At 51.1% G+C, this 12,424-nt stretch carries 15 protein-coding genes; 7 read left to right on the plus strand and 8 right to left on the minus strand.

The genetic code is table 11. The annotated features are described in order from the left end of the window. Positions 1–10: 10 nt before the first annotated feature. From P1P86_07710 to P1P86_07735, 6 genes are read right to left on the minus strand one after another with little or no spacing between them, the layout of a single operon-like run. Positions 11–853, minus strand: a complete 843-nt coding sequence (locus P1P86_07710) for a serine O-acetyltransferase (GenBank protein MDF1575059.1) — start codon at positions 851–853, stop codon at positions 11–13. 2 nt (positions 854–855) lie between these two features. After that, positions 856–1,587 (minus strand): CDP-alcohol phosphatidyltransferase family protein, encoded by a 732-nt coding sequence (locus P1P86_07715; GenBank protein MDF1575060.1) that lies wholly within the window; start codon positions 1,585–1,587, stop codon positions 856–858. Then, positions 1,584–1,706: a hypothetical protein gene (locus P1P86_07720; GenBank protein MDF1575061.1), complete on the minus strand. Its 123-nt coding sequence runs from the start codon at positions 1,704–1,706 to the stop codon at positions 1,584–1,586. The genes P1P86_07715 and P1P86_07720 overlap by 4 nt, the downstream gene beginning before the upstream one ends. A 23-nt stretch (positions 1,707–1,729) precedes the next feature. Then, positions 1,730–2,860 (minus strand): cytochrome d ubiquinol oxidase subunit II, encoded by a 1,131-nt coding sequence (gene cydB / locus P1P86_07725; GenBank protein MDF1575062.1) that lies wholly within the window; start codon positions 2,858–2,860, stop codon positions 1,730–1,732. 2 nt (positions 2,861–2,862) lie between these two features. After that, positions 2,863–4,425 (minus strand): cytochrome ubiquinol oxidase subunit I, encoded by a 1,563-nt coding sequence (locus P1P86_07730; protein ID MDF1575063.1) that lies wholly within the window; start codon positions 4,423–4,425, stop codon positions 2,863–2,865. Between the two features lie 4 nt (positions 4,426–4,429). After that, positions 4,430–4,633 (minus strand): DUF4492 domain-containing protein, encoded by a 204-nt coding sequence (locus P1P86_07735; protein MDF1575064.1) that lies wholly within the window; start codon positions 4,631–4,633, stop codon positions 4,430–4,432. Between the two features lie 195 nt (positions 4,634–4,828). Between P1P86_07735 and P1P86_07740 the strand changes: the two genes are divergently transcribed. Genes P1P86_07740 through P1P86_07770 form a run of 7 tightly spaced genes read left to right on the plus strand, consistent with a single transcriptional unit; the run spans position 4,829 to position 10,298 of the window. Then, the gene (locus P1P86_07740; GenBank protein MDF1575065.1) at positions 4,829–5,596 is read left to right on the plus strand and encodes an SCO family protein; all 768 of its coding nucleotides are present in this window, start codon (positions 4,829–4,831) and stop codon (positions 5,594–5,596) included. A gap of 3 nt (positions 5,597–5,599) precedes the next feature. Then, entirely contained in the window at positions 5,600–7,213 is a 1,614-nt protein-coding gene (locus tag P1P86_07745; protein MDF1575066.1) for a cbb3-type cytochrome c oxidase subunit I, read from the plus strand. Positions 7,214–7,224: 11 nt separating this feature from the next. Next, positions 7,225–7,842 carry a cytochrome c oxidase subunit 3 gene (locus tag P1P86_07750; protein ID MDF1575067.1) on the plus strand — a complete coding sequence of 206 codons (618 nt, stop codon included), beginning with the start codon at positions 7,225–7,227 and terminating at the stop codon, positions 7,840–7,842. A 12-nt stretch (positions 7,843–7,854) separates the two neighbouring features. Beyond that, on the plus strand, positions 7,855–8,139 hold the full coding sequence (locus tag P1P86_07755) for a cytochrome C oxidase subunit IV family protein (protein ID MDF1575068.1): 285 nt from the start codon (positions 7,855–7,857) through the stop codon (positions 8,137–8,139). Positions 8,140–8,150: 11 nt separating this feature from the next. Then, the gene (gene coxB / locus P1P86_07760; protein MDF1575069.1) at positions 8,151–9,101 is read left to right on the plus strand and encodes a cytochrome c oxidase subunit II; all 951 of its coding nucleotides are present in this window, start codon (positions 8,151–8,153) and stop codon (positions 9,099–9,101) included. Continuing rightward, positions 9,094–9,942, plus strand: coding sequence for a protoheme IX farnesyltransferase (locus tag P1P86_07765; protein MDF1575070.1), 849 nt, complete (start codon positions 9,094–9,096; stop codon positions 9,940–9,942). The genes coxB and P1P86_07765 overlap by 8 nt, the downstream gene beginning before the upstream one ends. Positions 9,943–9,971: 29 nt before the next feature. Then, entirely contained in the window at positions 9,972–10,298 is a 327-nt protein-coding gene (locus tag P1P86_07770; GenBank protein MDF1575071.1) for a cation transporter, read from the plus strand. 71 nt (positions 10,299–10,369) lie between these two features. On the opposite strand, the gene P1P86_07775 is transcribed toward P1P86_07770, so the two are convergent. Together P1P86_07775 and P1P86_07780 are read right to left on the minus strand one after the other, a co-directional pair. Next, the gene (locus P1P86_07775; GenBank protein MDF1575072.1) at positions 10,370–11,209 is read right to left on the minus strand and encodes a hypothetical protein; all 840 of its coding nucleotides are present in this window, start codon (positions 11,207–11,209) and stop codon (positions 10,370–10,372) included. 49 nt (positions 11,210–11,258) lie between these two features. Further along, positions 11,259–12,422 carry a hypothetical protein gene (locus P1P86_07780; protein ID MDF1575073.1) on the minus strand — a complete coding sequence of 388 codons (1,164 nt, stop codon included), beginning with the start codon at positions 12,420–12,422 and terminating at the stop codon, positions 11,259–11,261. Between the last annotated feature and the right edge of the window lie 2 nt (positions 12,423–12,424).

Consider the following 12,424-nt stretch of genomic DNA (forward strand, 5'->3'; position numbering starts at 1 on the left):
AAGTGAATATTTAAATGACAAAATCAATGGGTGGCTTGAAATCCTTTCTGTCTTTCACCAGCACCCGGTGGTTCCGGTACACGACCGAATGGGGAGGAATGCACTCGGTAATCCAGGTATTCCCACCCACCACGGTATGGTGCCCGATCACTGTGTCTCCCCCCAGGATGGTACTCCCGGCATAAATCACCACATGGTCCTCAATGGTGGGATGCCGTTTTGTATTCGCCATGGAACGCTCCACGCTCAGGGCACCCAGGGTAACTCCCTGGTAAATACTTACCTCCTTTCCAATCCGGGCCGTCTCACCGATCACAATCCCCGTGCCATGGTCTATGAAAAACGGCGACTCGATCTGTGCCCCCGGGTGAATATCGATCCCTGTTTTTTCATGGGCATATTCAGACAAAATCCGGGGAAGGACCGGGACTTTTAAGTCGTACAGGATATGGGCCATCCGGTACACGGTAATGGCATAAAAACCGGGATAGCAAAGAATAACCTCCTCCACACAGCTGGCAGCAGGATCCAGTTTGGTGACAGTAACAGCATCGCAGGCCAGCTGCTCAAAAGCTTCCGGCACCCTGGATAAGAAATCATCCGCCAGCCCGGCAGGCGGACGATCGAGCGTTTTGCGAATGGAGTAGAGCAGCTCCCTCAGCTTTACGGCAGAGCGATCCAGCTCAATGGCTATATGGTCTTCATCGACCGCACAATTCCGCCTTATGGGAAAGAGCGCATGGACCAGGTTTTCCAGAAACTGCTGCGACAACTCCATGGATGGAACTTCCGCACAATATCCCGAGTTAAACTGGCTTAAGCTGCGGGCAAAAGCCCTGTTATCATAAGTCATGCTTATACAACCCTCCGGACAAGTAAAAGGTTCAGCAGAGAAAGAAGAATATAGACCAGGATCACCAGGGAGAGCCCTCCCCATCCGGTGAAGATCAGGATCAACAGTGCCAGCAGCAGCAGCAGGTAGCGGATCAGATTCCCTCTCAGGCGCATATGCTCGAACTTCAGGCTGTACATGGGGACAGGCAGGATCATATGAAAGGCCATGATGAACATGATGGTCCACATAAAAAAAAGGTTGAGGGGGGTCCCGAAAATGGTTCCACTCTGCATAAACTGCCAGAATATTCCGGTCCAGAACAGGGTATGAGCCGGGGTGGGAAGCCCGAAAAAAAATGTTCCCTCGTCCGCTTCCGTGTTAAAGCGGGCCAGCCGGATGGCAGATAAGGCCGGCACCAGCAGGACTGAAGCCAGAACCACCCACTGCAGGCTGTTATAAAAGGGCCCCGCCTCTGCCGGCAGGTTCAGGAACAGGTTCTTAAAAAGGGTATAGATAAAAACCCCCGGAAGCAGTCCGAAGGAGATCATATCGGCCAGAGAGTCGAGCTGCTTCCCGGTGCGACTGCCGGCCTTGAGCAAACGGGCCGCAAGACCGTCCAGGAAATCGAACACCGAAGCAGCCAGCACCAGGTAAACGGCCCAGCGCCATTGCCCTTCGAATGTGAGTAAAATGGCCAGACTGCCGCAGGCCAGGTTAAGCAGGGTGATCAGGTTGGGAACATGCCTTCTCACCGCTCCCCTCCTGAGTTTGCACGTTTCTCAAAATGTCTCAGTGCCCAGCGTACCGCCAGGTAAGAGACCAGGATCATAAATGGCCAGCTCAGATATCCGATAATAGCTCCTATATACATGGCTTAAGGTTTTTATTTTCTGATTAATAGACATGATGCTCTTCCTTCATCTCCTTCTCATCGATCTTTTTCCTGTTTAATGCCCGCCAGGCTACAACAATATAGGCCAGCACAAAGGGAATAAAGAGGGAAACCCAGCTCATGGCCACCAGGGTATAGTGGCTCGAGGAGGCATTCTCTATGGTCAGCGAGCTCTGCAGATCATAGGACGAAGGGTAGAAGGCGGTATGGTTAAAGCCGGCCAGCATAAAGAGCGAAAAGACCACCAGTACCGTACCGGGACCTGCCATCCAGATGCCATTCCCGCAGTCCCGCAACACACCGCTGGCGATCCCGCCCAGTACGGCCAGGACACCTGCCAGGAACATCACCAGGACCACCGGCATGGCCAGGAGATTATGGAAATACTTATTGGGATCCATATAAACCTCACCGCTTTCGGGATGCACTGCAAAACCATCACGAAGCATCAGCCAGACGGCAAATGCCAGGAAAAACACCACAAAGGGAATGGCATTCCGGAACAGAGCTTTTTTGCTTCTGGCAAGGATGTTCTCATTGTCGATGGTCTTCATGAAATAGAGCAACCCAAGCACCCTGGCCAGGAAAAAGACCGTGAGACCAAGCAGCAGATTGAAGGGATTCAGCGCTGCTTCCAGACCGTGTGCCCCGGTGGCCCATGTCACGCTGTTCATTTCATTCAGCGAAAACTGTGATCCCGAAAAGAAAGTGGCCACAGCCACTCCCACCAGGAAGGTCCCCAGCAGCCCATTGATAAAGAGGAACCATTCATAGGTCTTCTTCCCCAGAAAATTACTGGCCTTTGAGCGAAACTCATAGGAAACTGCCTGAATGATAAAGGCAAAAAGAATAAGCATCCATACCCCGTAGGCGCCTCCGAAGCTGGTGGCATAAAAAAGCGGGAAGGAGGCAAAAAATGCCCCTCCAAAAGTGACCAGGGTGGTAAAGGTAAATTCCCATTTCCGGCCCAGGGAATTGACAATCATAGTCCGCTCCGCATCCGATTTACCAATACGGAAAATAAAGGTTTGTCCGCCCTGTACAAAAAACAGGAACACCAGGATAGAACCCAGCAGAGAAACGATGACAAACCAGTACTGTTGTAAAGCTAAATGTGACAGGTCTCCAAACATGATTATTTTCCTCCAGGTCCTTTTTTAATTTGTGAAATCATAATTTTTATCTCTGCAATAAAGAGCACCGTAAAGGTGAGCAGGAAGATCCAGAAAGTGAGCTGGACTGCCCCGGGTTTTAAGCGTGTCACTGCCGAGATGGTGGGCATCATTTCGTAGACCACCCAGGGCTGACGCCCCAGTTCGGCCAGCACCCACCCTGCCTGGCTGGCAATCCAGGGCATGGGTATGGTGATCAGTGCCACCCAGAGCAACCATTTGTGATTTCCCCAGCGGTTTTTCATACTGAGCCAGAGCACCAGGACGGAAAGGATCAGGAAATGGACCCCCAGGATCACCATGATGTGAAAGGTGTAAAAACTAAGCTTCACATTAGGGATTAACTCTTTTAACTCACGCCCCTGATAATACCCGAATCCAAAATGTGCAAAATACTCTTCGAGCCATTCCGGATCACTGAATTTGGTTCGCAGGGCAGAATAGGCCGCTTCATCGCCCCGGTCCTTCGCCTTTTTCAGCTCTTTCAGGGTCTGAATGGCTATGGCACCCCGCTCGATTCTCTCCTCATAAGCCATCAGGCCCTGCTCTTCATTCCCGTAAACCAGATCAGATATACCCGGAATAAATCCGCTTGGAGTCAGAAAAACCATATAGGAAAGCGCGTTGGGTATTTCAATTTTGAAAATAAACTCCTGCCTGGGGTTGGGAAGCATGGTGGTATCGGTCCGCATCGCTCCGATAGCCACCAGAGGTGCATGGGTCTGCCCTTCATAGAGGGCCTCCATGGCCGCAAATTTCATGGGCTGTTCCCGGGCCACGATTCTGGCCGAGGTGTCGCCTGTGGCAATGGTGGCAATGGCTGCAATCACGCCAAATACCGAAGCCACGATGGTACTTCTTTTAGCGAAAAGTACTTCATGCTTACGCAGCAGGAACCAGGCAGAAATCCCGATCACAAACACAGAGGCCAGCAGAAAGCTGGAGGTAATGGTGTGGAGAAACTTGTTAACCGCCACCTCTGAGAAAATCACATCCCAGAAACTGGTCATTTCGTTACGGGCCGTGTCGGGATTAAACAGAGTTCCCACCGGGTGCTGCATCCAGGCATTGGCCACCAGGATCCATACCGCCGAAAGATTGGCCCCGAAAGCGGTCAGCCAGGAGGCCGCCAGATGGAAACGCTTACTGACTTTGTTCCATCCGAAAAACATGACGGCAATAAAGGTCGATTCCATAAAGAAGGCAAGGATGCCTTCAATGGCCAGTGGTGCCCCGAAAATATCCCCCACAAACCAGGAGTAGTTGGACCAGTTGGTTCCAAATTCAAATTCCAGGATAATTCCGGTGGCAACACCGATGGCAAAATTAATCCCGAAGAGTTTCATCCAGAATTTCGTGATCCGCTTCCACTCCTCATCGCCTGTTCGCACGTAAATGGTGTGCATAAAAGCAACCATAAAGGAGAGTCCCAGGGTCAGCGGTACAAAAATCCAGTGAAACATGGCTGTGAGCGCAAATTGCCCCCGAGACCAGTCGACCAGTGACATATCTATTGATTCAAGCATAGGGTTATGGATTAGTTAGTTGTTCCAGTACGTGGTCGGCCCGCTCCTCGTCACTGTTGAAATCACGCTTCAGCAGGTCAGGGAAAAAGAAGAGCCTGAGTACAACAAACATAATAAACAGTTTGATCAGGATAATAGCCCAGAGATTCCGACCCCAGGTCATCTTTCTGAACCCCTCGTAATAGAATAGAAAAATTCTTCTAAGCATCGTATCCGGAATCTACTGCAAATTAATAAAATGAAATATGAAGTATCAGCAAATGTACTATTTTTACTTATTACAAATAACTAAAAATTTATCTGTGGATTGGTGGGAATTCCATTAAAAACGACGCATATTTGTTATGCCACCCTCTATGCTGATGAAAAAGAAGATATTGCCCTGAAAACTTAAATCGAAAGGATGAAACGCACCCTGAGCACCTTGCTCCTGAGTATTATTATTTTCCCATTGCTCGCACAAAGCGATGCGGATATAGAAATCGGAGTGATCGAAAAACTGGACCAGTATATCCCGCTGGATGCCAAGCTGATCAATGAAAATGGCGATACAGTGATTATTGGAGATCTTCTGGATAAACCTACTATTCTGAACTTTGTATATTATCGCTGTCCCGGAATCTGTTCCCCTCTTATGGACGGACTGGCAGATGCCATGGACGGCAACGATCTGATACTGGGGGAGGATTATCAGGCCCTGACCATCAGTTTTGATGCCAGGGAAGCCACTTTCCTGGCGGTCCGGAAAAAGAACAATTACCTCAACCTGATGGAGAAAAAGGACCAGGCCGAAAAGGGCTGGCTCTTTTTTACCAGCGACAGTGCGAGCATTGCCCGCCTGACCGAAGCGGCCGGATTCCGCTATAAACCCACGGGCAACGATTTCATTCATTCGGCCACGCTGATCATCCTGGATCCCAAAGGCAAGATCACCCGTTACATGAATGGCATCTATTTCCTGCCCTTCGAGTTGAAGATGTCTTTGCTGGAAGCTGCCGAAGGGAAGTCGGGTCCCACCATCAACAGGGTCCTGCAATATTGCTATTCCTATGACCCGGAAGGACAAAAATATATGCTGAACATCACCAAGGTATCGGCTACCCTGATCCTTTTTTTCGCGGTGGTCCTGTTCCTTGGGCTGATATTTTTCAGAAAAAGAAAAACACAATAACCCATGAGTTCGAATACAACAGATTATACAGCCTATAAATCCTACCTGGAGGAAGACGGGGGAAGAAAGGGCATCTTCAAATGGATCCTGTCCACAGACCACAAACGGATCGGCCTGCTCTACCTCTATGCCATGATGGGCTGGTTCATCGTTGGGGTGGTGCTGGGACTGCTCATGAAACTGGAGCTGATCGCCCCGGGCAAAACCCTGATGGGACCACAGTCATACAATGCCACCTTTACCGTCCATGGCGTGATCATGATTTTCCTGATCGTGATTCCCGGACTCCCGGCGGTTTTTGGGAACTTCTTTCTGCCTATCCAGATCGGGGCCAAAGACGTGGCCTTTCCCAGGCTCAACCTGTTTTCCTGGTACATCTATGTGCTGGGGGGGATCCTGGTGATTATCTCCCTGTTTGGAAACGGGGCTCCCGATACCGGCTGGACCTTTTACGCTCCCTACAGTTTTAAGACGGGAACCAACATGCTGCCCGCTGCACTGGGGGCCTTTGTGTTGGGTTTCTCTTCCATCCTGACCGGACTGAACTTCATTGTGACCATTCACCGGATGCGGGCCCCCGGCATGAGCTGGTTTAAAATGCCATTGTTTATCTGGACCTTGTATGGCACAGGCTGGATACAATTGCTGGCTACCCCCATAGTGGGCATCACCCTGCTGATGGTGGCCGGGGAACGGATTTTGGGGATCGGTTTCTTTGATCCTGCCAAGGGAGGTGATCCCCTGCTGTACCAGCACCTGTTCTGGATCTATTCCCATCCGGCAGTATATATTATGATCCTGCCGGCCATGGGGGTCATTTCGGAGATCATCCCCACCTTTTCGAAAAAAACCATCTTCGGGTACAGGGCTATTGTTTTCTCCACCCTGGCCATTGCTTTTGTGGGCTATTTTGTCTGGGGACACCACATGTTTACCTCCGGCATGAGCGGCACCGCGCTCTGGGCCTTCTCCCTGCTCACTTTCATCGTGGCCATCCCCAGCGCCATCAAGGTATTTAACTGGATCTCCACCATGCACCAGGGATCTATCAGTGTAGAGGTTCCCTTCCTCTGGGCTGCTTCCTTTATATTTATTTTTATGATCGGGGGACTTACGGGACTGGTGCTGGGTTCGCTGGCTACCAATGTGCATGTACACGATACCGCCTTTGTGGTGGCTCACTTCCATTTCATTGTCTTTGGAGGGGTGGGATTTGCTTTCTTCGGGGCCATGCACTACTGGTTCTCCAAGATTTTTGGCCGCGTGTATGATAAAAGCTGGGCCAAAACCGGCTGGATCACCTTTTTCATTGGCTTTGTAAGTCTGTACGGACCCATGTTCTACCTGGGAATCAAGGGCATGCCACGTCGCTACTTCGACTATCTGGAAGAGTTTCACGGGCCCAACATCATCTCCTCCTTCGGAGCCCTGGTCATGATCGCCGGTTTTGTGATCATCCTGATCAACCTGATCAAATCGGCAAGGCACGGGGAAAAGACCACGGAAATGAATCCCTGGGGAGGCACCAACCTGGAATGGCAGGTTCCCACACCCCCACCCCTGGAAAACTTTGATGAAATACCGGTGATCGAGAAAGCCACCTATAAATACGATTAAAGCCGAACCCTATGTCAGAAACCCTATCACATCAGGTCGTGCACAGAGACGATGAGGCATCGAAGCTTGGCATATGGCTTTTCATATTTACCGAGCTCTTGTTTTTCGGGGGACTCTTCCTTACCTATGCGGTATACCGGAACATGAACCGACAGGCCTTTCACCTGGCTGCCGAAGAGCTGGATGTGGCCGTGGGCACCATCAATACCGTGATCCTGCTGATCAGCAGCATGACCATGGCCATGGCCACCACTTCCATCCAGAAAAAGGACAAGCGGACCACCCTGATCCTGATCTGGATCACCCTGCTCCTGGCCCTGGCCTTCCTGGTAAACAAATACTTTGAATGGAGCGGCAAGATCGGGCATGGAATCTGGCCCGGATCCCCCTTACTGGAAGAGCTGGGCAGGGGGGACACCCTCTTTTTCGGACTCTATTTCTTTATGACCGGACTGCATGCCCTGCACATCATCATCGGCATGGTCCTGCTGGCGGTGGTCCTGGTCAGGGTGCAAAAGGACAGGATCACCTTTGACAACTTTCAATTGCTGGAAAACGGGGGCCTTTACTGGCACCTGGTGGATTTGATCTGGATCTTTCTTTTCCCGCTCTTCTACCTGATCACTTAAAACATCATCACCATGACGGATACGCCACATCATATTGTACCCTATCGCACCTACGGATTGATCCTGCTCCTCCTGCTGGTTCTGACCGCCGTTTCGGTGGCAGTCACCCAGATAGAGCTGACCCGGTGGGCCACTATAGTGGCCCTGCTGCTGGCCGCTACAAAATCGGCCGTGGTCCTGGCCGTATTTATGCATCTGAAGTTCGATCAAATGGTATATAAAGTCATGGCCATCTTTGTCGTTCTGTTAGTACTCGCGGTCTTTGTGCTCACTTTCTTTGATTACGCATTCAGATAAATCCTTGCCTAATGTATACTGCAGATCCACAACAAGCTTCCAATTTTGTCGCCGGTGTCGACCAGGTCTTCGCGATCATTCTGGGGGTTTCCATATTCTTTCTCATCGCACTTACGGTAATCATGCTGGTTTTTATCCGCAAGTACCGCAAGGATAAGCATCCAAAGGCCATACAGAATGAGGGCAGCAATAAGCTCGAAATTCTGTGGACTGTAATCCCCCTGTTGCTGGTCCTGGTGATGTTCTATTTCGGATGGATGGGTTGGAGACCCATGAAAAACCCTCCGGAGGATGCCATGCGCGTGAAGGCCATTGCCCGCATGTGGAACTTCAGGTTCGAATATCCCAATGGAAAGTTCACCGACAGTCTCTATGTACCCATCAATGAACCGGTGATACTCGACCTGGTGGCGCTCGATGTGCTGCACAGCCTCTACATTCCTGCCTTCAGGGTCAAGGAGGATATGGTGCCCGGACAGGAAAAGGAGATGTGGTTCATCCCCGGCACTGTGGGGGAATTCGACCTGTTCTGTACAGAGTATTGCGGACTGGAGCACTCCTACATGTTTACCATGGTGAAGGTCTTGCCCAAGGAAGAATTTGATGCCTGGATTGCCGATACTTCGGCCGTGGTGACTGTGGTGGATACAGAAACATCCCTGGCCGACCAGGGCTGGGAGGTGCTCAGGCGAAACGGCTGCAATGCCTGTCATTCCAGCGACGGCAGCAAACTGGTGGGCCCCTCCTACCTGGGTGGCTGGGGGGGTACACGCACGGTGACCACCGGAAGAGAAGTGCGTGAAGTCAGCGTGGATGAGGAGTATATCAAACGATCCGTTTTTGATCCCAATGCCGATATTGTGGAAGGGTTCAACCGGGGACTGATGCTCTCCTACGAAGGAATGGTCACCGAACAGGAGGTGGAGCTGATCATCGAATACCTGAAAGAACTGAATGAATAGATTTCTGAAGCTGGGGAAGTTTAGCATCTCCGTCCCCGTATCCCTCACAGGCTTCCTGGGCTACTTTCTGGCCAGGCCCGCCTTTGATCCGGATGCCCTCTATACCGTGCTTGGCATCTTTCTGCTTTCATCGGGCTCATCGGCGCTCAACCAGATCCAGGAACGTCATACAGATGCCCGTATGGAGCGAACGGCAAAACGCCCCCTTCCCGCGCGACAGATCACCCTTCGGGGAGCCATCCTTTTTTCGGTAATTTGTGCAACAAGCGGTACCATCCTGCTTCTGCTTACCGGCTACCCGCTGGCTGCTGTCTTCGGAGTATTTACCCTGCTCTGGTATAACCTGGTCTATACTCCTTTAAAAAAAATTACCGCTTTTGCAGTACTTCCCGGTGCCCTGATCGGGGCCATGCCGCCCCTGATCGGGTGGACGGCAGCCGGCAGAGATCCGCTGGATATGGAGATCCTGGCGGTGGCTTTCCTGCTTTTCGTGGGACAAATGCCGCACTACTGGCTTCTGATGCTCAAGGTGGGCAAGGAGTTTCAAAAAGCGGGGATCCCGGTCATCACCAGTCTGTTGGATGAGCGGCAGATCCGCAATCTCAGTTTTGTATGGATCGCCACCACCGGCGCCTGTGTAATGATGCTGCCCGCCACTCCTGTTATCCGGCACCGGGGCATGTCGCTGCTTATGATCGTGGCAGCCATCTGGTTTATCGTCCGCATGTTCCGGCTCTCTTACCGGAGAAATCTGGTGGAACATTGGAAAAAAGCATTTATTACTGTAAATTTGTTTTACCTCTTGCTGATTCTGGTTTTAATTGCCGACAGAATGATCTGATACCATATAAACCTGAAAACCCTACAAAAATGAAAAAAGTATTTGTTTTACTTCTAGCACTTTTACTGATGTCAGCCTGCAACTCAGCCACCGAGAAGAAAGAGCAGGCCGCTGCGGAACAGGAGGCTCCTGCCGCCGAATGGGTGGAGGTCACCCTGGATGTGGAGGGGATGACCTGCGATGGCTGTGAGAACGCCATTAAGGCAGGCGTGGAGAACCTGGAAGGCATTGCGGAGGTGGAATCCTCCCACGAAGAGGGCTGGACCAGGGTCAAATATGACAAGAACCAGACCTCGGTGGATGATATCCAGGCCAGGATCACCGAGACGGGCTATGAGGTGAAGGGAGAGCTTTAGCCTCCTTTAAAACTGCTCCGGCAGGAGCGACCGGAATCATATCCGGCAAGCAGGCCTGCAGAGGGTAAGTGCTATTTAATAAGCAGGGAAAGAAATCCCATAAAGAGCACCGCATCGGCAGTCAGCCGGAAGTAATCGTTTTTCCTGAAACGAGAAGGATAATAGAGGACCAGCAGAAGAATGGTGGCCATCCCGGACAGGATCAGTGCATATTTGGAAAAATGGTCCATTTCAAAAACCAGGAACTGCAGCAGGGAAAGCAGGTAGATCGTCAGGGCCGTCCCCAGAAGCAGATTCCGGCTCCGCTGCTTCCCCAGCAGCCTGGCCAGCGAGGCAATACCCATCCGGCTGTCGAGCTGAATATCATAGAGAGAGATAATCCCCAGGTTCATCAGAAGGACTCCCGGAAAGATCAGGGCAATCATGCCATGACCCGTTTCAAAACTTCCCTCATAAGCCACAAAGGGACCCAGCCAGGTTCCTGCCATATAAAGCAGCATTACAAAGAATTCCCCGGGGATATTCAGAATCCTGTTCTTCCTGAACACATGACGCATGGCGTAAAAAAGCAATACCAGTCCGGCCAGTAACAGGGCATATTTCATCAGCTCCTGGTCCAGCAGATTAAAGATCAGCAGGATGTTTACAGTGGCTACCAGTCCCATGCTCCATACCAGGGTCTTCCGGTTTTTTATCATGAAATAATGGTGTTCCCGCTGGATTTTTTTCCGGTGCTTCCAGGCATCCAGCAGATGATCGCCCGTATAGAGCAGCCAGACTGTCAGCGCCAGGGTGATCCACCACACCCATCCGGGATCCACAGCGAACAGCCGGGCAGCAAAACAGGAGGAGGCCAGGGCCCCCAGCACAATATCCAGACTCAGAAAATGGAAATACCGGTAAAACTTCATTCAGAAGATCCAATTAGAAAGGGCGAATTTAAGAAAAACCTGGCGGATCTCAGGTGTGGTGTTTTTTACACTCCTCCAGGTAGGGATGATTCACCGGGTAAAGTCCGGCCCTGCTCAACACCCACCCGGTAACCAGCATAAACAGTCCCGCAAATCCCACAAAGGATCCAATCTCCTGGAATCCGAGCACCTGTGTTCCCAGGGTCCCCGGGAATATCTGGATATAGAGATCGATAAACTGTCCTATGATCAGGAAGGGAATCACCATTTTCAATACCGTCCGGTTCCTGGCCGTGGCTTTGGGCATCAGCAGCACAAAGGGAAGGAACCAGTTTATGGCGATATTGGCAAAGAAAAAGAACCTCCAGCCCTCGCCCCTGACCCTGGACAGAAAATAGACGGTCTCTTCCGGAATATTGGCATACCAGATCAGCATAAATTCGGCGAACCAGAAGTAACCCCAGATGATGCAAAGCATAAATATGTAGCGGGAGAAGTCGCCCAAATGGCTTTTGTTCAGGAAGGGGAAATGCCCCCGCTGATTCATGATCAGGACTACGAATGTGATTATAATGGCCGCGTGATGAAAGGCAGCCACAAAATTCTTGATGGCAAATATGGTGCTGTACCAGTGGGCATCAATGGACATGATCCAGTCGATCATGGCAAAGGAAAAGGTGATAATCACGATGAAGATAAAAACCCTGGACCGGTGCTCCAGTTTTTTGAAGATCTCCATTCCTCCCAGCGCATCCTCCTTTAGAGAAAGACGGCGGATGATCACAAACATCAAAATCCAGAGTGCAAAATAAAGGACCAAACGGGCTGCCCAGAAGGGCAGGTTCAGATAGGGGGCCTTATGAGCAAGAAGCGGGTCCTGCGCCACCTCCAGGGTATGGCTCCAGTGGTACAGGGAATGGGCCCCGAATATCATCACCAGGAATAAAATGGCTCCCACCGGCAGGTATCCGGCCATGGCCTCAGGCACTCGGATAAATCCGGCCGACCAGCCGGAATGGGTCACCCGCTGAATCGATACAAACAGGAGGGCCCCTACCGCCAGCGAAACAAAATAGACGTTGTTCAGCAGGAGATTTGCCCATCCCCTCTGGGGATCCCCGGCAAAAGCAGTGATAAGAGCTGCGACTCCCACCACTACCATGATCAGGGTAGAGATGATATAGAAACGCGATAGTTTGATTTTCTCTTCCATGT

The organism is Bacteroidales bacterium (assembly GCA_029210725.1).
Taxonomy (GTDB): Bacteria; Bacteroidota; Bacteroidia; order Bacteroidales.